This is a genomic window from Nitrospirota bacterium, from assembly GCA_016219645.1.
GTDB lineage: Bacteria > Nitrospirota > Nitrospiria > Nitrospirales > Nitrospiraceae > Palsa-1315.
In genome coordinates this window covers 482472-507638 of record JACRLR010000016.1, presented here as the reverse complement: position 1 = coordinate 507638, position 25167 = coordinate 482472, and the positions used below count along the sequence as shown (strand labels likewise).

15 protein-coding genes and 2 pseudogenes are annotated in these 25167 nt (G+C 56.0%); 1 reads left to right on the top strand and 16 read right to left on the bottom strand.

Annotated elements, in window-relative coordinates; all coding sequences use genetic code 11:
* The 8 genes and pseudogenes from HZB34_06720 to HZB34_06685 form a co-directional block, all read right to left on the bottom strand.
* Positions 1 to 920: pseudogene (locus HZB34_06720) on the bottom strand (nitrate oxidoreductase subunit beta).
* Positions 921 to 1049: 129 nt separating this feature from the next.
* Positions 1050 to 4079, bottom strand: a pseudogene (locus HZB34_06715) (molybdopterin-dependent oxidoreductase).
* Positions 4080 to 4588: 509 nt separating this feature from the next.
* Positions 4589 to 6061 (bottom strand): sigma-54-dependent Fis family transcriptional regulator, encoded by a 1473-nt coding sequence (locus HZB34_06710; GenBank protein ID MBI5315645.1) that lies wholly within the window; start codon positions 6059 to 6061, stop codon positions 4589 to 4591.
* An 11-nt stretch (positions 6062 to 6072) separates the two neighbouring features.
* Complete coding sequence (locus HZB34_06705) at positions 6073 to 8169, bottom strand: CHASE3 domain-containing protein (protein ID MBI5315644.1); 2097 nt, start codon at positions 8167 to 8169, stop codon at positions 6073 to 6075.
* A gap of 256 nt (positions 8170 to 8425) precedes the next feature.
* Entirely contained in the window at positions 8426 to 9376 is a 951-nt protein-coding gene (locus HZB34_06700) for a nitrite oxidoreductase, gamma subunit (GenBank protein MBI5315643.1), read from the bottom strand.
* A gap of 255 nt (positions 9377 to 9631) precedes the next feature.
* Positions 9632 to 10603: a molecular chaperone TorD family protein gene (locus tag HZB34_06695; protein ID MBI5315642.1), complete on the bottom strand. Its 972-nt coding sequence runs from the start codon at positions 10601 to 10603 to the stop codon at positions 9632 to 9634.
* 184 nt (positions 10604 to 10787) lie between these two features.
* Positions 10788 to 11390 (bottom strand): 4Fe-4S dicluster domain-containing protein, encoded by a 603-nt coding sequence (locus tag HZB34_06690; GenBank protein ID MBI5315641.1) that lies wholly within the window; start codon positions 11388 to 11390, stop codon positions 10788 to 10790.
* A gap of 12 nt (positions 11391 to 11402) precedes the next feature.
* Positions 11403 to 12401 (bottom strand): hypothetical protein, encoded by a 999-nt coding sequence (locus tag HZB34_06685; GenBank protein ID MBI5315640.1) that lies wholly within the window; start codon positions 12399 to 12401, stop codon positions 11403 to 11405.
* A 609-nt stretch (positions 12402 to 13010) separates the two neighbouring features.
* Here HZB34_06685 and HZB34_06680 point away from each other — a divergent pair.
* Positions 13011 to 14114, top strand: coding sequence for a WD40 repeat domain-containing protein (locus HZB34_06680; protein ID MBI5315639.1), 1104 nt, complete (start codon positions 13011 to 13013; stop codon positions 14112 to 14114).
* Positions 14115 to 14554: 440 nt separating this feature from the next.
* Here the strand turns inward: HZB34_06680 and HZB34_06675 are convergent, their stop codons facing one another.
* The 8 genes from HZB34_06675 to tgt form a co-directional block, all read right to left on the bottom strand.
* Entirely contained in the window at positions 14555 to 15259 is a 705-nt protein-coding gene (locus HZB34_06675) for a hypothetical protein (protein MBI5315638.1), read from the bottom strand.
* Positions 15260 to 15601: 342 nt separating this feature from the next.
* Complete coding sequence (locus HZB34_06670) at positions 15602 to 15823, bottom strand: type II toxin-antitoxin system HicB family antitoxin (GenBank protein ID MBI5315637.1); 222 nt, start codon at positions 15821 to 15823, stop codon at positions 15602 to 15604.
* Positions 15824 to 16084: 261 nt separating this feature from the next.
* Positions 16085 to 17530 (bottom strand): sigma-54-dependent Fis family transcriptional regulator, encoded by a 1446-nt coding sequence (locus HZB34_06665; protein ID MBI5315636.1) that lies wholly within the window; start codon positions 17528 to 17530, stop codon positions 16085 to 16087.
* Positions 17527 to 20706, bottom strand: a complete 3180-nt coding sequence (locus HZB34_06660; GenBank protein ID MBI5315635.1) for a PAS domain S-box protein — start codon at positions 20704 to 20706, stop codon at positions 17527 to 17529. The genes HZB34_06665 and HZB34_06660 overlap by 4 nt, the downstream gene beginning before the upstream one ends.
* 118 nt (positions 20707 to 20824) lie before the next feature.
* The gene (gene secF, locus HZB34_06655) at positions 20825 to 21742 is read right to left on the bottom strand and encodes a protein translocase subunit SecF (protein MBI5315634.1); all 918 of its coding nucleotides are present in this window, start codon (positions 21740 to 21742) and stop codon (positions 20825 to 20827) included.
* A gap of 15 nt (positions 21743 to 21757) precedes the next feature.
* A complete protein-coding gene (gene secD, locus HZB34_06650) occupies positions 21758 to 23401 on the bottom strand; it encodes a protein translocase subunit SecD (GenBank protein MBI5315633.1) in 1644 nt (547 codons plus the stop codon).
* Between the two features lie 30 nt (positions 23402 to 23431).
* Positions 23432 to 23776 carry a preprotein translocase subunit YajC gene (gene yajC / locus HZB34_06645; protein MBI5315632.1) on the bottom strand — a complete coding sequence of 115 codons (345 nt, stop codon included), beginning with the start codon at positions 23774 to 23776 and terminating at the stop codon, positions 23432 to 23434.
* 205 nt (positions 23777 to 23981) lie between these two features.
* Entirely contained in the window at positions 23982 to 25154 is a 1173-nt protein-coding gene (gene tgt, locus HZB34_06640) for a tRNA guanosine(34) transglycosylase Tgt (protein ID MBI5315631.1), read from the bottom strand.
* Positions 25155 to 25167 lie beyond the last annotated feature (13 nt).

Sequence of the window (25167 nt, the reverse complement as noted above, 5' to 3'; positions counted from 1 at the left end):
CCACTGCGGATAGAGCGGCAGCGCCACCTGCTCCACCCGAATCGCGTAGTAGAGCGGATGCCAGCGGTCCTCCGCCCACAGCCCGTCCTCGCCGATGCGCACCAGGCTCTGCATGCGGATCTTCCCCACGCAGGCCGCCATACAGCGGGTTTCCATCGGCTCCCCGCCGGTCAACGGATCCTTCCCTTCGATCCGCGGATAGCAGGCAATGCACTTCTCCGACACCCGGGTCGTGCCCCGATACATCGGCTTCTTGAACGGACATTGCTCCACACACTTCTTGTAACCCCGACAGCGGTTCTGATCGATCAAGACAATGCCGTCCTCCGGCCGCTTGTAGATCGCCTTCCGCGGGCAGGCCGCCAAGCACCCGGGGTACGTGCAGTGGTTGCAGATCCGCTGGAGATAGAAGAAGAACGTCTCATGCTCCGGCAGGCTGCTGCCCGTCATCTTCCAGGGCTCGTCGCGGGAAAACCCCGTCTTATCGATGCCCTCCACCAGCGCCCGCATCGACGTCGCCGTATCCTCATAGATGTTCACGAACCGCCACTCCTGGTCCGTCGGGATATAGCCGATCGCCGCCTGGCCCACCTTGGCCCCCGCGTCGAAAATGGTCATCCCTTCCGGCCCACCCGCACGTTCCACACCTGGCCGCCCGGGTTCACCTGCTCGATGAGTTGGGTGATCTTCACATCGTAGAACTGCGGATACCCGCCGTAGGGCTTGGTCTCCACGTTGTTCCACCACATATATTCCTGCCCCTTGGAGAAGAGCCAGGTCGATTTATCCGCCATCGAGCAGGTCTGACAGGCGAGACAGCGGTTGATATTGAAGACAAAGGCAAATTGCCATTTCGGGTGCCGCTCCTCGTAGGGATACAGCATCTTCCGCCCCAGTTGCCAGTTATACACTTCAGGCATTGTGTCTCTCCTTTCAGTCGAGGGCGAGACAGGCGAGACTCGCCATCCGTCTCTTCTGTCTGATCCCGCGCCTCATCCCCGGTTGTGTGCTTTCCAGTCTCGCGAGTCCCGCGTCTCGCGCATGTCTCGCTAGACTTTAATCTTGATGTGTTCACCTTTGAGCCACTTGATCATGAACTCGTTCTCTTGGCCCGGCGTGAATCCGGTCCGCACCGGTTCCCACGGACCCCGCGCCCCGATCCCGCCGTCTTCGGCCTTCGTTGCTTGCCCGGCAAGGAGTCCGTCTGGTGCATCGGCATCAACCAGTTCCGGGTAAAGGACTGTTGGGCCCCATAGCGGAAGTTTGACTGATAGCCCGTGTCCACCGCAATCGCCCGCCCGTCCGGCCGGGTCTCATGCCCCTTGACCGACTTCGGCGTCGCCACGTACGGCGCATGCTTCGACATCGTCACGTGGTACGGATAGGCCGGATTATACTTCGCCCGGATCATGAGGCGGGAGACCTTGTAGTAGGGGTCACTGGGTTTCCAGCCCCGGTAGGGCCGGTCCACGGGATTCCCGGTAGGGATCGCCAAAGTTGGACTCGTAAATCTGCACCCAGTCGTTCACGGACCATTGGCTGTGCACCCGATGCCGGGTCTTCGGCGTCACGCAGTAGAACTGGTAGCCCTTCTCCCACAAGGGATTGGCATGCCGCTTGATTTCCTGCCACGGGAGCTTGATGTTCCGCACCGTCTTGTCGTCATGGTGCTGCGCCGTGATCGGAATCCCGTAGTCATCCGGCCGGACATAGGGATTGGTGGTCATGATGGCGTTGGGCAGATAGGGGGTCGCTTCCGTCCCCTCCCGGTGCGAGATGAAGTTTTCGCCATACTCGATCGCTTCGGGCTCGGTCCGGTACGTTTCGTACCGGCCAGTCCTGGTCCACATGGGCTTCGACTCGTTGGTCTCTTCCCAGAACGCAAGCCGAGGATAGGTGCGGGTCATAACCATCCAGCCCTTTTCCGACTTCAGCATGACATCACCGTTGTACCCGTAGAAGGTGCTGGAGGCATCGAGCATCCGTTGAACATAGACGTCGACGCGGTTTTCATAGACGAACTTGAAATAGTCGCGGAACCGCTTGTCGCCCGTCATCTCCGACAACTTCGCCGCGACCCCCGCAAAGGGATCCAGGTCGTTCCGCGTGTCATACAACGGCCGGATCCCGCCCTTCCAGATCTGCACCCACGGGTTGGAGACCGTGATGGTCATTTCCGGATAGGTGAATTCCATCCAGGTATTACAGGCGAAGGCAAGATCACTATGGTTGATATCCGAAGTCATTTCGACATCCTGCGTCATAATAGCTTCGATGTTCGGGTCCACATTGTGGACCACATCATAGTGATGTTTGGCGTTGTTGACATGGTTTGTGTTGGAGACCCACCGGAACTTGCTCGGGGACGGCATGTGGGTCTTGCCGGTAAACACCTTGCGTCCATACTTCGGGGTATTGACGATCAGGGGGGTATCCCCATGGGCCCAATAGCCAACCTCTTCGCCGTAGTAATAGGTCTGAGTCTTGATTTCCTTGCCGTGCGCATTGGGATCCAGGGTGATGTTGAACGGATCCTCCCCTGTGTGCACCGCAAGCCCCGCGCCGGACCAGGGCGTGGCCGTAAAGGTACCGGCCTTATAGTTACCGGCCCAGGTATTCTGCCCGGCACCGAACTTTCCGACGTTGCCGGTGACGATGAGCACCATGGCAGCGCCACGGGAATTTGAAGTCTGGTGGAAATAATGATTCGTGCCTTCGCCATTATGGATGGCTGCCGGCTTGATCGATCCTGAATCCCGCGCCCAGCGCACCAGCAGATCCTTCGGCGTCCGACAGATCTGATGGCAGGTGTCCAGGTCGTAATCCTGGAAATGCACCAGGTACATCTGCCAGACCGGCATCGCGTCGACTTCCCGCCCATTCAACAGCTTCACCCGATAGGTCCCGGTGAGGGCCGCATCAATCCCGCTGTTCTCATAGTGCCAGCCGACCTGCTCCCGATGGAGCGGCACCGCCTGCTTCTTATTCAGGTCCCAGACCATCATCCCGCCGAGCCGCTGCACCTGGTCCGGCTTGAGGGACTGTATCCGGCCCGAGTAACTCTTCGAGAAGTCCGGGAACTGGTAGTCCGCCACCACGTCGCGCGGATCCAAGAACTGCAGGGTGTCCGTGCGGACCAGTATCGGCGCATCGGTATGCCCTTTCATGAAGTCGGTGTCATGCATATTCTCATCGACAATAATCTTCAGCGCTCCTAAGAAAATTGGGCCGTCAGCCGCAGGCCGGACCGGCATCCAGTAGTCGGCCCGATAGGCCGTGGGATTATACTCCGGCGTAATGACCACGACCCGGGCGCCCCGTTCAATACATTCCAGCTTCCAATGGGCTTCCGGCATCTTGTTCTCGACGAAGTTCTTTCCCCAGCTGGTGATCAACTTGGAGAAGCGCATATCTGCAAGGTCACAGTCGGACCCTTGGGCTCCACACCACCAGGGATCTGAAGGGTTCTGGTCACCATGCCAGGTATAGTTCGACAAATAGCGACCGCCCTGCGCCTGCTCCGGGCCGACCTTCCGGATCCAGACGTCTAACAACGCATTGACACCCCCGTTCATCCGGGCATTGGCCATCTTGCCGATGATCCCGAGAACCGGCATGCCAGCACGATGTTTGAATGTGCGGGTCCCGGCCCCCTTCATCATTTCGATCATCTCCGGCGCATACCCCTGCTCCCGCAGCCCATACACTCGCCGGTGGAAGGTGAAGCCCTTCAAACACATCCGCGGGTTATGGGCAAAGGTGCCGCGATTCCCGTACAGGTCTTCGTAGGTTTGATGGTCGTAGTTCTGCTCGACGCGCATCACCACGCCGTTCCGCACGAAGGCCCGGACCCGACAGGCATGGGTGTCGTTCGGGGAACAGACCCAGGTAAAGGACGAATCGTACCGGTATTGGTCGTGATAGACCCGCTCCCAGGACCGATCCGGATAGTCCCCCAGCGGGTTCCCGACTTCGATGACCGGCTGGAGCGCGGTCAGCGCCAGCACGTTGTCCGCCACCGCCACTGCGGCCACGGTGCCTGCCGTGACTTTTAAGAACTGCCGACGTGACAAAAACATGGGTCCCACCTCCTCTAATTTTGAGGGGTTTTCTGTAAGCCCCCCGCAACACACGGAAATTTATTGACTAGAATCTTTCATTCCTAGAAATCATGGACATATCTCTAAACTTAGTTGGCATAAGACTACCTACCAGTCATCATCAGCAAGATGGCTGCCAGGTTGGATAAAAATCGACACTGCCGGGGACATGCGAGATAACGCATTGAATTTAAACAATAAATACTATAACTTCTGAAAAATAATGAATCGTGGAGACAGAAGAAATTTCACAAATTGAATATGTAGATATGCCCAACATAATAAAATACCTATGCTGCGTGTAATATCCACAGCTTATGGTGGCATATCTTGATATGCCACCATAAGACCATGCTGGAAAACATCCAGTGTATGAACCATAACGCTATCATTTGGATTATTCTGCTACGAATAGGAAACGAGACAGTGCAAAGAAACAGCTGGTGAGATTGACGAACAGCAAGATCGTTACGAATGGGAGACACAAGCTACTGATTCTCGATCACCTCGCTTCCTAGGAATCTTTTCATGAGCAGCGAAAAATGTTGCCGTGGTATACCGCTGTCTTCAGCGGCCTTTGTGATGACACCTCCATGCTGGGCAAGTTTCGCACGGAGATAAGACTTCGTAAACTCTTCAAGCACCTGCTCCTTTGCTTCCATGTATGGAAGAATAGTGGCGCTCGGTTCGCCTGAGGCGAGAGACTCGGCCTCACTTTGCGGAATCACGCTTCTCACGTCGTGGGCTCGAATGGTGTCGCCGGTCGTGAGCATAGCCATCCGTTCCACGACATTGCGGAGCTCTCTGCCATTCCCAGGCCAGGAATAGGAAACCAACAGCTCCATTGCCTCTTCAGTAAAATGGCACTGCCCCTTGCCCATCGATCGAAGCAGACGGCTGAATAAATGACGTGCGATAATGGGGATGTCCTCGCGACGCTCCCGAAGCGGCGGCACCTTAATCGAAACGACTGCGAGTCGATAATACAAATCCTTCCGGAAGGTCCCTTCACGCACTCGAGCTTCCAGATTTCGGTTCGTCGCAGCGATAAAACGCATATTGATTCGGCGAACTCTGGTTCCACCTACGGCGCGCACCTCGCTTTCCTCCAATACTCGGAGGAGTTTCGCTTGAAGCAATAGGGGAAGCTCTCCGATTTCATCGAGAAACACGCTTCCACCGTTCGCTAATTCAATGAGCCCGGGCTTATCAGCGATCGCACCGGTAAAGGCCCCCCGTACATGCCCGAACAGCTCCGATTCCATCATCCCCTCTGGAACAGTTGCACAATCGATTACTTGAAAGGGCCGACTGCTCTCCGGACTCTGTTGATGGATTGCCCGTGCGATCATTCCCTTTCCTGTTCCGGTTTCGCCGGTGATTAACACTGTTGAACGGACCTGAGCCGCCTCCTGAATACTCCGTACAATCTTTTCGAACGAAGCTCCACTCCCGACGAAACTATTGGCTTCGAATTCTTGCCGGTCCCGTTGCTCATAGATCGCATGCCGGCGGAGCACTTCCGAGATACGAATCGCCCGATGGAGCCGTATCCCCAAATCCTCCGCATTGACAGGTTTCAGCACATAGTCAAAGGCACCTCGCCGCATTGCATCTACAGCCAGAGGAATGGCGTTCATTCGAGTCACCATGATAACAGGCAAATTTGGATCGATCTTTTGAATGCGGCTGACGAGGTCCAATCCGTCCATTCCCGGCAACATCATGTCGGTCAGCACGAGATCGACGGTCTGTTCCCCTATCAGCTGCAAGGCCCCCTCTGCCGTGGCACGAACCTCCATCTCGAAATCTCCCCCGAGTGGTTTCAGGTCCGCCGATTCAAGGGCATGCAGCATCAACTCAACATCCGTTGCATTGTCCTCGACAATGAGAATCGTGAATGGCACTTTGGAGTTGGCTCTGTTCGTTCGGATGTCGGACACTGTGCCACGTGTCATCATCTCTCCCTTCCTCACAGAACCCCTCGCGGGGCAACATCGACCACATCGGAAACTCTCGACGTCTGGGTCCTGCCATTGGAGGCATTCCCCTGCTCCTGAAAACTCGGAACCGTGAATTGTACTGTGCAGCTCTGCCCATCGACTCCGTCGATCCACACCTTGCCACCATACAGAGCCACAATGCGTTGGATGATGGTCAGACCGATCCCGCTGCCAGCTGCATCGGACATCAACAAGCGGACAAACGGCTGAAATACTCGACTGCGTTGAGTCGAAGGAATCCCTATCCCGCGATCCTCGACAGAGAAGGCCACCATAGGACCCTCTACATGCCCGCTAATCCTTACCATCGGTGCCTCTCCTGCCCTTGTGAATTTAAGCGCGTTCGAGACAAGGTTGTCGAAGATTTGCCGAAGATAGGCACCGTGACAGGCAACGAGCGGTAGCCCCGGTTCAACCCGTACGACGGCACGGAGCCGCTCGATCTCACCGGCCCTGGCTTTCAACACCTCGTCAATAATCACAGTCGGATCGACAGCCGTAATGGCCCCCTGACCCATACCGACACGAGCCACGGTCAAGATTCCTTCCACACGCTGCACAAGATCCCTACCATTCTCTTCGATAAGAGATAACCAGCGCTTCGTCCGGTCGTCGAATTGCCAACCGCACTGCTGGACCAATAACCGCGCGAGTTCTTCCATACGAGCCCCCGGCCCCTTAAGATCATGAGCCAAGGTTTCAGCAAGGTGCTCGAGCTGTTGGAGGCGTGCAGCCAACCCCCGTTGCCGCTGTTCCGCAGCTTCATACAGCCGCGCGTTGGAGATAGCCAGCGCAGCCTCCTGAGCCAATCCTCCGGCCAGGCGTAGATTCCATTCATGCGCTCCCCTGGGTCGATCGGCCAAGAGCGACAGGACGCCGAACGGAATCCCCTGCGCCAACAGGGGAATTGACAACATACTGTCCCCAATCAAGTTCCGCCGCAAAACTTGTGGCCGTTCGTCAAAACGAAACCGTTCCCCCGTGGCCGCCTCGCGCGTCTCAAATGCTTGAACACTGACCGGGAGTTCTTCCCATAGCATGACAGATTTCTTCAGGCGGTCATTCCATTCGCCGGATGCAGCTTCAACCACCCAGCAGCCCATTTGATCATCGCGAAGGAGCACAAGACAGACATCCGCTTTGACCAATTCCACCGCTCGGTCCGAGATACGCCGGAGCACTCCGTCCAGACCGTCGGGGCCGATGGTGTTGATCTCACGGCCGACGGCGATGAGCGTCTCGATCTCTTGGGTGTGCGTCTCGATGCGACGAGCCATGGCGAGATAGGCATCCGCCAATTGACCGAGTTCGTCCTTCGCTCCTCGACCCACAGCCAACAGTTCGGTAATGCCTGCCATGTCGACCTGCGCTCCGATACTTCTGGTGGCTGATTCAAGCTGCATGATTGGATCCTTGAGAGAGCGGGCTAACACGCGTGAGACAATCCATCCCAACGCAACCACACCGGCCAGCGTGATCCACAGTCCCACAAACGTCCGCTGCGATAGCCCGTCCGCTTGTTCCTTCAAGAAATTTCGGTGCCGCATCAGGCGATCTTCGACGGTCCGGAGATCTGCGCGGAGCAGATCGGACAGTCGGAGCCCTTCGCCAGACCGCACGTACTCCAACGCCTTGTCCCCTCGCCCCCGCTGAATGTCTGCGATCAATTCCTGTTTGGAATGCAGAAAATCTTTCAGTTGCCGCTCGATCGAATCCAGTTGGTTCGAAGAGCCGGGTAGCTTTGCCAGCGATGCTGAGGCATCCGATAGCGCCTGGTTGAGCTTCGCTTCAGCTTCGATCAGCGGAACAAGGAAGGCTGGTTGCTGGGTCAAGACATACCCGCGAAAACCGTCCTCAATATCGACGGCGAGTCGCTCCAGGACATGGACTTGTTTATCGGCCAGCGTGAGGTCTTGCTTCTGTTGTTGCAGCCCAAGTAACTGTTGAACAACATAGAGGTGAATGGCAATGCCTGCGCCGAGCGGTACGCAAAGCAACAGGAGCATCACCCAGACCTTGTGCTGGATACGGAGGTGATTCACCCATTGCACAACCCATCGGCCCATTCAGTGACGTCCTTTCGATCCCTGCCACAGGCACAGAAGGCTGCAGTTAGTCATTAATCTGGGCCTTAAGAGAATCAAGTGTCAAGACGGGTACATCGGAGGACACAGCACTTGTGCTGATCATAAGAATGATGCCCTTCGTCCCTAAAAACGAGAAACCCCATCCCGGCATGGCGCCGAATTGGGGTTTCTCATTCTGCTATCACTCGCGCCCTCACGAGGTACGAGAGGATCTTTATCCGCGACCGGTTCCCTACTAAAGCTTGAGGGTAAACCAGGTAGAAAGCGCCTTCATGCCGTTACGTTCAATGTTATTACCGTCCCAAACTGCAAACGCGATCGGCACTGACATTCCAGCCTTGAACTGGGTGTCGTTGGCATCACCGGTTTCCAACGCACGCTTCACCACCACACGCCATGTTGGGCCTGTGTACCCACCACCCTTGACGGAGCCAGAGGGTTCCCACACCCCGTTCCCGATGACATCCTGATGCGCTTGCGTCGTGAGGGTGCTGAAACCATTGGCATTTAGATCCTCAACCGAGCTCACACGCAAGGTTGGGTCGGACATGATATTCCCCGACCAAATACCAGGATTGAAGGGCCCAAGGCTGCGACCGATCCGATCCGGATAGGTCACACCACCAGCCGGCTCTTCGAAATAGAAGTCCCAAAAAATACTTGGGTATTGGTCATCCACATCCCAAATGCCTGCGCTATCCTTGCCGAGATCCTTTTGCCACTCCGCATTCCACCGCCAAATATTGGTCGTTCCGCCCGACTGCCCCATACACTGGAAGGGTGGAGCTCCAGCCGTGTTAACCGGGAACATAACCGCTGCCTGATCCCGGAAATCTTGAGGACCGATAGCCGTATCGTTCTTGGTCTGGTCGTTCCACTCTATCCGCAAACCGATCTCTTTGCCGTTAGTCATGGCTTTCACGAACACCGATTTGACTGAAATGTTCGGATGCATCGGCGTCGTGATCAGCTGTCCGCTCAACGGAACAATGACCCCGGGGACGCCTTCCCAAACCGGGTTCGCGCCATCCATCGGAATTGCTCCCTTGATCATCTTTGCCGGAATTGTCACCGGCTGACTGACTGCCAACGGCACCTGCCCCATCGTCAGCATCACGCCAACGATCAATGCAGAGAGAAGAATGCCAAACACCACACGCTTGCTGTGTGTCTGCACCAAACTCATGAGATACGCCTCCTCTCGATTAAACGATTATGGTTCACAGCGGCCACGGTCAATCCTTTCCGATCAGTATCATGATGACTGCCCAGGCCACACCAAAGAGCACCGAGGCGATGATAATGCCAACCCTCACACGGTTGTTCGTCGACTGTGGCTCTTTGCCCATCCTTATACCCTTTCTTTCGATAAAAAGAAAGACCGCGGTTCCATGATCATAACCGGAAACCAGGGCATGGAAACCTTTATCGATAGGCAATCTTATGCAGTCCCCACCGGCCCTTCCTGCCCCTTGTCTTTCTCTTGGGCCTTCTTATCCAAAAATGAGTCTGCGCCAACTTCGTTCAGCAACAGGCTCAGTTCATTGCCCTGGTCCTGTGCGCCGCACTCATAGGTCTGGCCTTCCGGCGCATTAAAGGTCGCCGGCCGATAATCGGACTCCGAATAGGGTTGCGGAACGACGCCTAGGAATGCGGTTTCAAAATCCATCCACTCTGCCATCAGATCTGCCACATGTTTGTAGAAACCGGACGACGCTTTCCTGACCAACATCCGGCAAAATAGCGGGACCCACCGGCCGATATGATTTTTCACAAAATTTTTCTGCGCGTCCAGGACGATTTGGGTCTTGTCTGCTCCATCGTGACAGCGCGAATATGACTCTTTGTATGCCAGGAAATGCATGAACTCGAATTCGACACTTAAATGATCCAGCCGTTCGTGAATATCCTTGGACAGTTCCACCCCAAACGCACGATAGAATCCGGCGATATCGCCCATAACCTGCGATTGAGCAAATACGTGATCATTTCCGAAAAGCGTTTCGTAGGGAGGACAATCGAGGGTAATGACGTTACTGAACACTCGGCGGTGTTCTGCCTGCAGATCGCTGAGTTTCCAATTGACACATTCTGAAGCCACGACCTTCTCGATCTGATCGAGCTGGTTACGCAGCAATACCAGTTTGAGCTTGGCCCGTTCACCCCCGATGCCGTCGAGCGCCTGATCTAAAGCTTCGAGCGCCGCTCGCCCATCGTCGACGAACTCTCCACATTGCACGTAGTCAAGAAACTCATCGTCTTCAGGATAGAGCAGGCTCCACGACACGAGGAGGTAGATCTTGCTGCGGCTGAGGGCGCGTTCGACAGCCGGTGAATCCTTAATAGCCGGCGAAGTCGGAATTGCCCCCACCGCGACCGGGGAACCTGCTGACACTGGCTGTTTACTCGCCATACAAATCAGCTCCTCGGCTTACCCTGTTTTCCATATCAACCGTCCTGCGATTTGCGGGCAACCCATGGGGACAGTCTTTCGTATGGTAGGTATCGGCCCGGGACTTGTCAAGCGGCATATTTCCTTAAGGAAGAAGTAGTTTCTCTCCAAATTTCGCTCACGCAATCTGACATATGTTTGCTGGTCACCAGAGCGACTGCGCCAACGATCTCAGGGGTGTCACTCGAATGGCTACGCGATCGTTCACGGTCCGGCACACCTGCTCACACAGCCCACATCCAACGCAACGTTCAGTCGCCACCATGAGCCGCTGGCTGTCAAAATCCATCGCTAATGCGCCAGTGGGACACTTCGACGCGCAGGCATGACACCCCTGCCCTGCTGTGCAGACTCGGTGCGAAACAACCGCAAGACCCATTCGTATCTGCTCTCGTCCTTCGACAGGGAGCAGCGCTTCGGTGGCGCAGGCCGCAATACAGGGCGTATCCTCGCAGAGAAAACAAGGCATCTGATCCGCAAAAATCACCGGTGTCCCGTTCACGGGGTGGAAGGTAATTGATCCATACGGGCAAACCTTGGCACAGTCACCGCACTTGGTGCATCGTTCTAAAAACAGCGCTTCGTCAGTCGCACCAGGGGGACGCAACCAATCCGTCCGCACCGGCGGTGAAGCCGGTTGTTCCGGCACAACCGCTTGCGGCTTGGCAAATTCCTGTACGGCTTTGGCCACGGACACAACGGAATCTTTGAGGAAGTCGCGACGACCGTATGACGAATCGGTAGCCACAGTCATGCACCGTTACATAACACCGTCGGCACGAAGCTTGTAGACCTCGACACAACGGTCGCAAGCCCCGAATTCAGTATCCCAGCCAGGGTGATTCTCGCGGATGAAATCGAGCACATAGGGCTCGAGCTTCTTGTCCATGTCTTCAATCCACGAGTAGGTCGGAAACCGGCACAGAGGACAGGGAAATCCCGGCATCAACATGACTTTGTTTTCTGTTTCTGGAACCTCGCCCCCCTCGACATCCACGGCCCGATCCATCACGCGCAGGGTGTCCGAAGCCATTTCGATCAATTCCGAGTGGGTAAAGAAACTCGTCTGCCACAACCCTTCGAACACCGATTTCAATTGTGGCGCGGGAATCTTCCGATACCAGGAGCGGAACTCTTTAAACCGGTCTTCCTTCCTCAGCATCGGCTCCTTGCCTAGTGCAGTCAGCCGGCTGTCCACGGTAAGACTCCACAAGATGCGATACCGATGGAGGATGAGTGTTTCCTCGCCGGGATTTTGCCCGACCTTCGTATCCGGATCATACCCAAAGGCCGGATCCAGCATGTCCGAAATATGAAACAACTCATGGCGGCAATAGCGCGTGAGTGCCGGATCGTAGAACCGACGTGGAATGAGTTTAATCCCTATGCCTTTCAATCCTTGTTCCTCGAACGCCCGAGCCATTTCGTGTTCGACAGATCCCCACTTCCTGAGTATATCGACGCCTTCTTGATCTTCTTTGAGTACCCCCTTGATGAGCACAATCCCGACCCGCTCTTTGAGTAATGGATATTCATTGAAGGCATCGCGAATGATATCGGAAAATCCCCAGGTCCCGAACAGATACTGGTAGAGCTTCTTGAACTCGCTTTCACGATCGTCGAGCGTAAACTTCTCGTAGATTGGGTCGGCCAGTTCGTGGAATTCTTTGTAATAAGTGGGGTCGCCTTCCCGTTCAGTCTTTTCGACGAACGAGTCAATGACCTCTTGCAACAAAGCGGGCTGAAAACGAAGTTCCATACCAATCCTCTGGGCGCGTGCTAGCAAGCTGCGGGAAAACTCGGTTTATACCCAATACTCTGTTGGAATCTTGAAGATGGTGACGATGTCATACTTTAGCCCCAGGATGCTCAAAATGGCCCGCCTTCTCACCCGCCCAACCCCGGCGCGCCGAGACGCACCTTCTCCCAAGCAAGGCCGCAGCGAACTATCACTTTATAAGGGGTGGGTGGGATGATCCCAACTGCGCGCGTCTTCTCACCCGCCCACCCAATGGCACGCCAAGACGTGCCATTTACCCTGGCGAGGGCCTTCCGATTTCTTACACCTTTCTTGGAGGGGGTGGCCGAGGCTGCCCTTCACTGCGCGCATCGAACGAGCACAGTTTCACCGTGCGCGTTCTGCGAGCAAGAAGGGCACCTGGCCGCTCCCTCCTCATTCTTCTCAAGCCGCGCGTTGCGCGAGCATGGGGATCGTCCCAGCTACCCCACCACCTTTTTCAGCATCCTGCTAGCCCGCTTGACTTGATGACAAGGCTTCTCTTACGATCACCCCAGGCCGACTGTAATTATACTGGGCGAAACCACCAGTTAGCAATCAAGCCGATCCCAACCAAGAGGATTATTGAACATGGCGGATCAGATTCTTTCTCAACCTGCTCACGCTCCTTCCCCGCTGATACCATCAGCGTCGGAATCTGGCCCCGCACCAGTCGATTTTCTCGAATATTGGAGGACAGGAGCGAGGGAGCTGACCACCTATCGAGGCCATTCACATGGAGTCTGGTCGGTGGCCTTCGCACCGGATGGTTTAACCCTCGCCAGCGGCGGAGTCGACCGGCTCGTCCGCCTGTGGGACATTGAAACCGGGCGCCTCCTGCGCTCACTGAGGGGACACACAGCGGACATCCGATCCGTCATCTTCACACCGGATGGTCAGACCTTGGCCACTGCGAGTGAAGACCGTACCATCCGACTCTGGAACCCGCACACCGGCGAGTCGAAAAAGCTCCTCTTCACACGTTATGATCACAATGTCGTCAGCCTTTCCCTCTCGCCCGACGGCCTGATGCTGGCTCGTGGCAGCCACAACAAGGACATCAAGATCTGGGAAGTCACGACTGGCACTGAGCTCATGACCCTCCTCGGCAAGGACCAGTATGACCACCATTGGTCTGTCTGCGTCGCCTTTTCGCCGGACGGCATGCACCTCGCCAGCGGAACGGATATCGGGAAGATCAAGCTCTGGGAAGTGTTGCCCAGCGGAGAGGAAAAGATTCTGCATAACGGCCACTGGAAACAGGACGACGATGATACCAGTGAAACACGCGGGTATTTTATCGACGACGACGGTGGATTTCAAAAACAGATGGATTACTGGATCGGTGCGATGACTTTTACCCCCGATGGCAAACTCTTGATCACCGGAAGCCGGGACCAGACGATCAAATTATTCGACATGCCCCACGTGGCCGAACAACGGACCTTGAAAGGCCACACAGCCTGGGTACGCTCACTAGCCGTCACCCCGGACAGCAAAGTCCTCATCAGTTCCGGAGACGATAACACCATTCGCTTCTGGGACCTCTCGAACGGCCGCTGCTTCAGAACGCTCAAAGCCCATTCCGCAGCCGTTCGCGGCATCACTCTGTCGCCGGACGGAATGAAACTGGCCAGTGCCTCATGGGACCGCACGGTGAAACTGTGGGGAGGCGGGGCGGAGCCAGCTGAATAACCCTCCTCGCCCCAGCAGGGTGGCAAACCCTTCCGCTCCATCGCCTCCCGGAACGGCCCTTTCGGACTTTGCCAGGCGGAAGCCTTCGGAAATTCCTTCGCAGACTCAGTCAGTTTCCGCTTTCCCTCCTGGCAAAGTCTCGACGGGCACCCCGTTCCTCCGGCGAATTACGCTTCAGGGCCATGCCACCCCGCCAGGAAGTCTTCAGCTAATAAAAAAATAGAAAGGCGACAGGCCGCTTACAAGCCTGTCGCCTTAACGCTTCGCCGCGTTCAGTGAGTTACTCTGATAGCTATTGTCCTAGAAACATCGCAGTTGCTCTGCACCATCGAAAATGGAGCGTGTCCGTGTTCTTCTCTCTAATGCAGCGTGAGACGCGCGGGAGACGAGCATAACACGAAACAGTGCACTGTCCCACCGCGTCGGCCTCGAAGACGAAGTTAGACGCCACCGCTCCCACCTTTGGTTACCTCAAGCCTTTCATCATTTTCAGTGATCCACGCTTCTAGTTGCTCAAACTGTTTGGGCCACTCCGTGTTGTACTCATGCTCAAACACGAACATACACAACTCCATTGCGGGCACTAATTCGTCAGCATACATAGCTGACATATTGTTCGAGTACTCGGCGACATAATTATCGTGGTCAATTCGCGAGTAGCCGAAGCACAACCCCTCAAAATTCGGATGCGCGCTTTCTGATAGCTGCGCATAAAGGCCCATTATTCCAAGGTAACGCTCCTCGCATTTTTCCAACACAGAGATTATATTGACTGCTTGATGGTCAGTCGATTTGTCACGCGAACCGAGCAAGAGGCGAGTCGTCAAGTTCGAGAAATCATGAAAATCTTGGTTTCCGGCAGTCACTGCCGCAGTAGACTGATTCAGATAGATCAGTGTTGCGAGAGTTTCTATAGCGCTTCGCAGAAGTATTCTGGCCCCTAAAGCCCTCCCATTAAGGTGCAGCTCATACGTTTGGGTCAGAAGATCATGAATACGCCAAAACGCTGTTTCCCTTAATTCAAGACTGCGGAATGTCGCCTTCCACTTATGGGCAATAGAATTCCTGGCGTAAAGCCCTCCAACTTCAATTTCCGGGCAAAGCGAGTTCTGCCAAGCAGCAAGAGTTTCTCGGACAGTTGGCATTAGCGTCTACCTAATAAGTCTGCTGCGGACTACCTGTGCAGCATATCCAACCTATGAACACAAAAATGGCTAGAGAGTCTCACAGCCATTTGGGAAAACTCCCGCCCACTTCGTTTCGCTCCGAGCGGGGACAACGTGGCTGACTTGCAACCGTGCGTGTCCAACGAGGAACTTCTGAATTCCTTATGCCTCTCTTAGAGGGAGTGGCCGAGGCTGCCCTTTACTGCGCGCATCGAACGAGCACTTTCTGAATGTGCGCGTTCGGCGAGCAAGAAGGGCACCTGGGCACTCCCTCCCAATCCTCTGTCCCACAGCCCTACGACAGTGGAAGCCACCATAATCTTACGATCCGGTTTGGTAAATGGCAGGTCGGTAACGCGGTTTGGGAATGGGTTTGCGGGCCGCGCGAGCCGCTTCTAGCCAGACTTTCTTGGCCAGTTGCGCTTGCTTCAGGGCGTCGATCGGAGTTTTCCCAAAGGCAGAACAGGCGTCCAGGTCGGGAATATCCGCGATATAGCCCTTGTCTGCGTCGCTATAGAAGATGTTGATGTGGTAATCCTTCATGCGAGGATCTTCCGAATTCCTTATACCTCTCTTGGAGGGAGTGGCCGAGGCTGCCCTTTACTGCGCGCATCGAACGAGCACATTCTGATCGTGCGCGTTCGGCGAGCAAGAAGGGCTCCTGGCCGCTCCTGCCCCTTGTTCAAAGCTCGGCCATTCTCTTTCCAGGGATGGGGGCTGATTGATCTTCCACTGCGCGCGTCCAACGAGGGAAGTCCACGACCGCGCGTTGCGCGAGCACAGAAGATTAATCAGCCCCATCCCTCACTCGTCTTCGTTCTCCGCCTCTTCTCTCGCCGATGGAATCCCGTAGCGCTTGCACTTTTCCCACAGGGCTTTGCGTGAAAGGCCGAGAATCTTCGCGCCTGTCGTGCGGCTGCCATCTACTCGGTCTAACACCGACACAATATATTGTTTCTCAAACTGTTCCCGCGCCGTCGCCAGCGAGGTCAGTGGACGCTCTTCGCGACACTGCCCTGTCAACCCTTCGCTGCAGAACCCACAGGATTCTTGCGCGGCGCCACCAGTAAACGGACAGGACTGAAACCCGCACAGATCTGACGGTTGGATAGCTTCATGCTCTCGCCCGAGGGCCACTGCGCGCTCGACCATGTTCTCCAACTCCCGCACGTTCCCCGGGAACGAATAACGTAAGACCAGCTCCCGCGACTGTGGGGAAAATCCTTTCAGTTGTTTGTCCATCTTGGTCGAGCAGGTCTTGAGCACGTGCTCGGCAATCACCATGATGTCCTCCTGCCGTTGACGCAACGGTGGAATGACAATCTGGACGACATTGAGCCGATAGAACAAATCTTCACGGAACCGTCCTTGTGCGACCTCCTTCCGCAAATCCTTCTGGGTCGCACAGACCAGCCGGACATCGATATCAATCTTGTCGTTCCCCCCGACACGCTCAAACTGCCGTTCCTGAAGCACCCGCAACAGCTTCACCTGAATCACCGGTGAGATTTCACCGATTTCGTCCAGGAACAACGTGCCACGATGCGCCAACTCAAATCGACCTCTCCGCTGACGGAGCGCGCCGGTAAACGCGCCTTTCTCGTGGCCGAATAACTCTGCCTCGAGCAGCGTCTCCGGCAAGGCGGCGCAGCTGACCTTGATCAGGGGCTGATGGTTGCGGGGACTGTTTTGGTGAATCGCGTTCGCGACCAATTCCTTGCCGGTTCCGCTTTCTCCAAGGATCAAAATTGTCGAGTCCGTCCCCGCCGCCAGTTTGATCTTGTCCAGCACCGCTCGCATGTGGTTGTTCGAACCGAGAATACCCCCGAAGCTGAACTTGTCCTCCAACGTTTCCTTGAGGTCCTGATTCTCCCGCCGCAATGTCACCACACGACCAACCCGCTCGACGATCAACAGCAATTCGTCCATCTGGAACGGCTTCGTGATGTAGTCGAAGGCGCCGCACTTCATCGCTCCGACCGCCGTTTCCACCGATCCGTGAGCGGTAATCACAACGATTTCGGTAGAGGGCGCCTGTTCCTTGGCCGCTCTGAGCACCGCAAGCCCGTCCGCGCCGGGCAAGCGTAGATCGGTGATCACGAGATCGAATGGCCGTTGGCGGATGGCTTCGATGCCTTCCGTCCCGGATGCAGCTGCTTCGACGTCATGGCCGATTGCCTCCAACGCGTCGACCATCGAGAGCCGCATCAGCGGCTCGTCGTCGACCAAGAGAATTCTGAGCCCCTTCATGACACCCTCTCCAACAACGAACGTTCACGGGACACAGGAAGACATAGCGTAAAGGTCGTACCCTTCCCGACTTCGCTGTCTACCAAAATCCTTCCTCCGTGGCGTTCGACAATGCCCAGACTGACCGACAAGCCGAGCCCGGTTCCTTCGCCTTCTCGATTGGTCGTAAAGAAGGGATCGAAGATCCTTGGCAGAACCGCCGGTGGAATGCCCGATCCCGTATCACGCACCTCGATAAGGCAGACCCCTTCGGCTACGGATGTTCGGATTGTCAGCGTGCCTCCGTCTGTCATGGCTTGCACCGCATTCAAGACGAGGTTCATCAGCACCTGCTCAATCATGTGCCGATCGACCATGATAGTCGGCAGCCCCTGACCGAAGCCTGTTTCCAACAGGATTCGCTTCGGGGCAAAGAGATGTGTCGTCAAGCCCAACACCTGATCGACAACCTGATTGATGTCCGTCTGCGCAAACTCCGGCACATGCTGCTGGGAGAAATCGAGGAGCTGCCGAACGATCTTCTGCACACGCCTCACGCCTTCTTCCATCGACAGCCGATATTCTTCTTGCCGGTTCGGCGACAGTGTCCCCTTCCGTAAGTTGTAGAGGCAGTTAAGGATGCCTCCGAGGGGATTGTTGATTTCGTGAGCCACCCCGGCGGCGAGCCGTCCGATCGAGGCCAGCTTCTCAGAATTCCTGATCTGTTCCTCCAGTTTCTTGGTCTCGGTCATGTCACGAGCAATGCCCATCAAGCCCAGGATCGCCCCCTCGGCCCCATACAACGGAGAGACACTGACCATCACGGCCCTCGGCTCCCCTGTACGAGTCACTATTTCGACTTCATAGACCTGCTTCGCACCGATATCCAACGTGCTCTTGAGACGCTTCCCCCGGTGACGCTTGGAAAGAAGGGCAAGGTACGGACGCCCTAGCAGATCCTCTTTCCGGTAACCCCATGCTTCGATCTTGCTATTGACATAGGTAAATTGCTGCTCGGTATCGAGCGTGTAAATGACATCATTGGCATTTTCCAACAGGCTTTCAAGATATTGTTTCGTATGTTCGATCTCCCTGGTGCGCTCTCGAACCTTATCCTCCAACTCTTCCCGATAGGCCTCCAGCTGCCGCTCAAGCCGTTTCCTATCGGTTATGTCCCGCAACTGCACCATCACCGACAGTTGCTCAGCCACTCCGACTCGGATCAAATCCATTTCGGCCGGAGTTTCCAATCCGCCGGCATGGCGCACGACGATCTCTTGGGTGGGCACTTTTCTCTGCCCGGAAATCGTATCGCTCAGCCATCCGCGCAATGAATCGTGATAGCCTGAGAGGACGACTTCGAACAGACTGCGACCGACCACGTTCGCCTCTGCATAGCCCAGCGCCTGCTCCTCCCTTTTATTGACCGCGACGATCATACTGCTCGAATTCACCATAAAGACGGAGTCCGCCACCAAGTCGAACAACGCCTTGTATCGTTCCTGCGACGCCACGAGCTGTTGCGTCCGCTCCGAAACAGCCTGCTCAAGCTCTGTTGTGTACTCTTGGACCCGTCGTTCGAGCCGGTGTCGATCGGTGACGTCTCGCACAAACGCACGCGAGTGCACCAACCCTCCCCGCTCTTGGTCGATCAGCGCCGTTGCATGAATTTCCACGTCGATTGCCTGGCCGTCCTTGGTCAGAAAGACCGTCTCCATCGAACTGCGCCCTTGCGCCACTAACCGTTCCAGATATTGCAACACCAGTGGCTCCTGGCCGCGCGGCACGAGATCCCAGAGCTTCATCGCCAGCATCTCATCGAGGGTGTACTTCAGCTTTTCGAGCCCTGTCTTGTTCACATGGACGAATCGGCCATTCCGGTTCAATTGATAGATCATCTCTGGAGAATGCTCGATCAAATCGCGGTACTTTTCTTCAAGGCGGCGCACATCCACCACGCGCTGTTCAATCTGCCCGAACGATCGTTGTAGATTCGTCGCCATCTGATTAAACGCATCGGCAAGTCCTTCAATCTCATCGCCGGTTTTCAGCTCCAATCGCCGGTCCAATCGTCCGCTGCCAATTTCGCGCACCCCGTCGTGTAACAACTGAATGGGGCGGGCGATCCGACGCGCGACAATTATTCCCGTCCCCCACAGCACAGCGAGGACGAGCAATCCATAGAGCAGCACTTTCGCTACGAGTTCGGCGAGCGGCGCATAGGTCTCCTTGGGATCCTGCCGCACCACGGTGACCCACTGGTGTCCGCCGAGGCTTCCCGGAGCCAAGGTCTCCCCGAATCGGACAGGGGCGAATCCGATCAAGGCATCCTTGCTGCCGTGAGAGTCGTCCACGGCAACAGTCCAGCCGGCTTGCGCTCCCACAAGGGCGCTGATCGTCTCGGGTCTTACCGTATGCGCTTCCGGGGGCAGGACGGGACAGATCACAGGAGTACCATCGGAGCTGAATAACATCGCATGGCCGGTTGCCCCGATGGTGACCTCGCCGATAGCGTGGAAAATCGTGTCTCGACGTAACAGGATGGTCACTGCCCCGATTACCGTCCCTTTGGTATCATCCAGGATGGGCGCAGCCACCACGATCACATGAGTCCCGAATCCGGGATCAAAAGCGATCTCGCCCACATAACTTTTGAGACTCCCCCCCTTCACCACCGCCTGCCACCAGGGTGTCTTCCCGTAAAAGTACTCCACTTGCGGAATGGAACTGACGACCAGCGCCCCCTGCTGATCAGTCACCAAAATCCCGACATAATCCGTTTTGCGGATATCGTGCCACCGGATGAGGTAGTTCGTCACGATGCGATTGATGAAGAGGGGAAACTCGCTTTGCTTATCCCGTTCACGCCACCGTTGCTGCCAATCTTTGATCATGCGCTGGATGCTGTTCGCGTCCTTTCCCTCGTACGTGCGATTCGCTTCAGTGACGGAGGTATGGAGAAAGGGGGCGGTGGCAAGCTGTTGAGCCTCGTTCATTCCCCGACTGATCTGCATCTCGATGCGGCGAGCAGCTTCGACGGCGGCTTCCTTGAAGTTGACCCCGGTCATGTCACGAAGCGCGCGCCGCTCCTCGACGTAGGTGATGGCAAGCAGCAGGGTGAGGGGAAGAAGTCCGACCAGCACGATCGCTGTGATGATCTTTCGCTGGAGACTATGAGACCGACTCCAGAGGTTCATGGGCGTGCCCCACAACCCGTAATGCGTGAAGCGTATCGCGTGAAGCGTCCAAGCGGGTACTCCGAGACGAGCGACGAACGACGCTTCACGAACGACGGGCGGTTATTGGACCATCCGGCTAACTCCGTTTCAACATTCTCCCGGATGCGCCAGGCCAGAGCAGCAGCAATGGGCTCGCGACAAAGACAGATGAATAGGTGCCGAAGATGACTCCCCATAGAAGGGCGAGAGAAAAATCGTGCAACACCTCTCCGCCGGCAAGGGCCAGAGGAATCAGCACCAACACGACGGTCAAACTCGTGACGATCGTACGGCTCAAGACTTGGTTGACCGCATTGTTGATGATCGTCTCTTCGCTCTCCCGCCGCCGCATCCGGAGATTTTCCCTGATACGGTCGAATACGACGACCGTATCCGTCATTGAATAGCCGGCTAAAGTGAGCAACGCCGTTACCACGAGCAGGGTAATTTCTTTATCCAGGACATAAAAGGCCCCCAACACCGCCAACACATCATGGAAGGTCGCCAGGGCTGCAGCAATGCCGAAGCGAAGTTCAAATCGGGCCGCCACATAGAGGATGATCCCGGCGAAGGAAATGAGGACCGCAATAAGAGCATCCTCCTGAAGTTTTTTCCCGATGGTCGGCCCGATTTCCGTGCTGGAGTCGACCACAAAACGATTCGAGGGAAACTCCTTCGTAAAAACCGCCACGACGCGATCCGCGACTTTCTCTTCGATCGTCGTCGACGTCTTCAGACGGATCAAAAGTTTGTTCTCCTGTCCGAACTCTTGCAACTCCGCATTGCCCAGACCGTTCGCCTCTAAGATTTTTCTTGCTTCGTCGATCCGGACTGCTTGGTCGAACTTCAACTGCACCGCGGTCCCGCCAGAGAAATCGATGCCGAGGTTCGCTGCCCCACGGGAAATCTGAACGACCGCCAGGATCCCCAACAGCACCATGATGCCGGAAAACGCAAAAGCCAGATAACGCTTCCCCATGAAATCGATATTCGTTTTCCCGAGAATTTCTAACATGCCTGCTCCTTCGAACTAGATGCTTAACCGGTCTACCTTCTGTCGTTGATTCAAGAGATCAAAGATGACCTTGGTGCCGATCAGGGCCGTAAACAGATTGATCCCGATCCCGAGACACAGCGTTACGGCAAATCCTTTGATGGGCCCGGTGCCAAAGAGAAACAGCGCGACCCCCGTAATCAAGGTGGTCACGTGAGAGTCGACGATCGTCAGCAGCGCTTTGTCATAGCCTCCATTCACCGCCAGCCTGACCCCTTTCCCCAAGCGCAGCTCTTCCCGAATACGCTCGAAGATGAGCACGTTCGAATCGACGCCCATCCCGATCGTGAGCACGATTCCCGCAATCCCAGGCAGGGTCAACGTCGCGTTCAAGGCAGACAGGGCGCCGATCAAACACAGGAGATTGAGCATCAACGCAAAGTCTGCAATCACCCCTGACAGGCGATAATAGACAATCATGAACACGACCACCAAGGCGCCGGCAAACAGCGTAGCTTGCACACCCTTTTCAATCGAATCCTTCCCCAGCGACGGTCCAACCGTCAGGTCTTGAATGATCTTGAGAGGAGCCGGCAGAGCGCCGGCCCGGAGTACGATGGCCAAGTCGTTCGCCTCCTGCATCGAAAATGTTCCGGTAATTTGTGCGCGCCCCCCTGAAATGCGATCCTGAATCACCGGCGCCGAGTAGACCGTGTTGTCGAGCACAACCGCCATTCGTTTCTTGATGTTGTCGCCCGTAATCCGTTCGAATTCTTGGCCGCCTTTGGAGTCAAACGTCATCGATACGTAGGGAGCGTTGAATTGGTCGATCGAAACCTGGGCATCGTTCAAGACATCGCCGGTCAACATGACCCGTTTTTTCACAAGGTAGGGCACCCGATATTCCCTGCCTGTGTCTTTCTCAATTCCCCGTTCGAAAAGGATCTCGTCGCCGATCGGGAGCTTCGCCTCAAATTGCTTCAGAATGTCCGCCTCGCTGTCTTTCGGAACGCGGGCCGGCAGATCGAGCTTTGGCTGGTTGTCCTCGTCGAGCATCTTAAATTCAAGTAATGCCGTCTCCTTGATCAGATCTCTGGCACGTTTGGGCTCTTTGACACCGGGCAATTGCACGACGATCTGTTTCAATCCCTGCCGTTGCACGATCGGTTCTGCCACGCCAAACTGGTCGATGCGGTTCCGGATCGTTTCCAATGCTTGGTTGATTGCGGAGTCCTTGATCCGCTTCGCCTCGCTCTCCCGCAATTCCCACACCACTCGGCCGGCGGGCCCGGTAGCCTCCGGCTCACTGAAGATCGGGTAGTCGTTGATCAGCTTCTGGATCTGCGCCTTGAGCTCGGCGTTTTGAAACTGGATCGTGATCTGGGTAGGTCCTGTCCGCGCGACAGACTCGACGGGAATCTTCTTATCGGTCAGCAAATCTTGTAGCGAGACGACCACTCGATCGACTGCGATCTCAATAGCCCGATCTTCGTCCACTTCCAGGACAAGGTGAATCCCGCCCTGAAGATCCAAACCTAGAGTGATGCCTTTACTCGGCGTCACTTTCTTCAGCCAGCCGGGCAATGCCTGATAGAAGGGCTGATACGAGGGGATAAAGAATACCAACGACGCCATCACGACCAACACCAGCAATGCTAACCGCCCACCCACTTTTTTCATGTCTTCTGTAACCCCTTTGTCACTCGCAGCCTACGAATCCTTTTCCTTCTCGTCGTCCTCGCCGCCGCGCACTCGGGCGATCTGGTCCCGTTGTATCCGAATCTTCGCCGAATCGGCGATCTGCAGCGTCACCGTCTCCTTCCCAAGATTTGCCACAGTGCCCCAGATACCAGAAGCCGTGACGACCTTGTCCCCCTTCTTCAAGGCCTCCCGTAACTCCTTCTGCTGTTTCGCGCGCTTCTGCTGCGGCATGATGACCAGGAAATAGAAGATGACAAAGATCAGTGCGAACGGAAGGAGGGACAGGATCGTACTGTACGTTGAGCTTGCATTCCCTCCAGCAGCAGCCCCCTGAGCCCATGCGATCGATTGCATGACCATACCCACTCCTCCTCGACCTGGTTAGCAGGATGCTGGAAAAGTCCGCCGGCAGCGTTCTCGCTTCGCTTAGAGGCTCAACGTACCGAAGCGTACGCCTCGCCTCTTCGCTCGCTGCGGCCTTGCCGGGCAGCCTTTTTGGGCATCCTGTGTGCTGTACTCCTATTGTCCCAGAGGCACCAACAAATGAAATTGCAGCCTATTAGTCCCATCCGGGACGTTGCCGACGACGATCGTCCTCAGCTATAGATACGGCTGAGTCATCCGATGCAGCTCGGTCGCGGGAGCGGTAAAACTCTTCCCCAAACGACCGTAACGTCCCCTGAGCGATCGCTGACCGCACCTGACCCATCAAATCGGCAAAATACCAGAGATTGTGAATGGTGTTCAGTCTCGATGACAGCATTTCTTTGACCTGAAAGAGATGGTGCAGGTAGGCGCGGGAGTAGCGGGAACAGACCGGGCAGCCGCAAGCCGGATCGATCGGTTGTTCATCTCGTACATACCGCGCCTGCTTGATCACCACACGCCCGAAACTCGTAAAGAGAGAGCCGGTTCGTCCATGCCGCGAAGGCACTACGCAATCGAACAGGTCTATTCCACGGGCTGCGCCTTCGATCAAATCCTCGGGCATCCCGACACCCATCAAATACCGCGGTTTCGAAGCCGGCAGTTCCGGCACCGTCACATCCAACATGGCGTACATTTCAGCCTTCGATTCTCCCACTGAAAGGCCCCCGACCGCATAGCCCTCGAACCCAAGCGCGACAAGATCACGGGCTGAAGCGATACGGAGATCTGCCTCCAAGCCTCCCTGCACGATCCCAAAAAGGGCCTGATCCGTACGACGCCGACTGGCCTGACAGCGTTCTGCCCACAAGGTGGTGCGTCGCACGGCATCGCGCACTGCCTCTCTCTCGGCCGGCAACGCCACGCAGTGATCGAACGCCATCATGATATCTGCCCCCAGGGCTTCTTCGACCTCGATGGCTGTCTCCGGCGTGATGAAATGCGTGGACCCATCGAGATGCGACTGGAAGCTCACACCCTCGTCCGTCACGTTGCACAATTTGGCAAGGCTGAAAATCTGAAACCCGCCGCTGTCCGTCAGGATGGCTCCCGGCCATCCGGTAAACCGGTGCAATCCGCCCATTTCAGCGACGATCTTGTGCCCGGGCCTGAGATAGAGGTGATAGGCGTTGTTCAGCATGAGACGAAAGCCGAGTTGCTCCAGATCTGACGGGTCGATCCCCTTCACCGGCCCCAATGTCCCGACCGGCATGAACGCCGGCGTTTCGATCACGCCGTGAGCCGTGCTGAGCCTTCCCAACCGAGCACCCGTCTCACCCTTCCCTTGCAACAGTGAAAAGTCCACAGTCCCTCGTGGC

Coding starts and splice junctions, on each gene's coding strand:
- HZB34_06710 (MBI5315645.1), bottom strand. CDS start 6,061: ATGATGACACGTGGCACAGTGTCCGACATCCGAACGAACAGAGCCAAC.
- HZB34_06670 (MBI5315637.1), bottom strand. CDS start 15,823: ATGAAGGATTACCACATCAACATCTTCTATAGCGACGCAGACAAGGGC.
- secD (MBI5315633.1), bottom strand. CDS start 23,401: ATGAAAAAAGTGGGTGGGCGGTTAGCATTGCTGGTGTTGGTCGTGATG.
- HZB34_06665 (MBI5315636.1), bottom strand. CDS start 17,530: ATGAAGGGGCTCAGAATTCTCTTGGTCGACGACGAGCCGCTGATGCGG.
- yajC (MBI5315632.1), bottom strand. CDS start 23,776: ATGCAATCGATCGCATGGGCTCAGGGGGCTGCTGCTGGAGGGAATGCA.
- HZB34_06695 (MBI5315642.1), bottom strand. CDS start 10,603: ATGGCGAGTAAACAGCCAGTGTCAGCAGGTTCCCCGGTCGCGGTGGGG.
- HZB34_06680 (MBI5315639.1), top strand. CDS start 13,011: ATGGCGGATCAGATTCTTTCTCAACCTGCTCACGCTCCTTCCCCGCTG.
- HZB34_06675 (MBI5315638.1), bottom strand. CDS start 15,259: ATGCCAACTGTCCGAGAAACTCTTGCTGCTTGGCAGAACTCGCTTTGC.
- HZB34_06660 (MBI5315635.1), bottom strand. CDS start 20,706: ATGAACCTCTGGAGTCGGTCTCATAGTCTCCAGCGAAAGATCATCACA.
- HZB34_06685 (MBI5315640.1), bottom strand. CDS start 12,401: ATGGAACTTCGTTTTCAGCCCGCTTTGTTGCAAGAGGTCATTGACTCG.
- HZB34_06700 (MBI5315643.1), bottom strand. CDS start 9,376: ATGAGTTTGGTGCAGACACACAGCAAGCGTGTGGTGTTTGGCATTCTT.
- HZB34_06705 (MBI5315644.1), bottom strand. CDS start 8,169: ATGGGCCGATGGGTTGTGCAATGGGTGAATCACCTCCGTATCCAGCAC.
- secF (MBI5315634.1), bottom strand. CDS start 21,742: ATGTTAGAAATTCTCGGGAAAACGAATATCGATTTCATGGGGAAGCGT.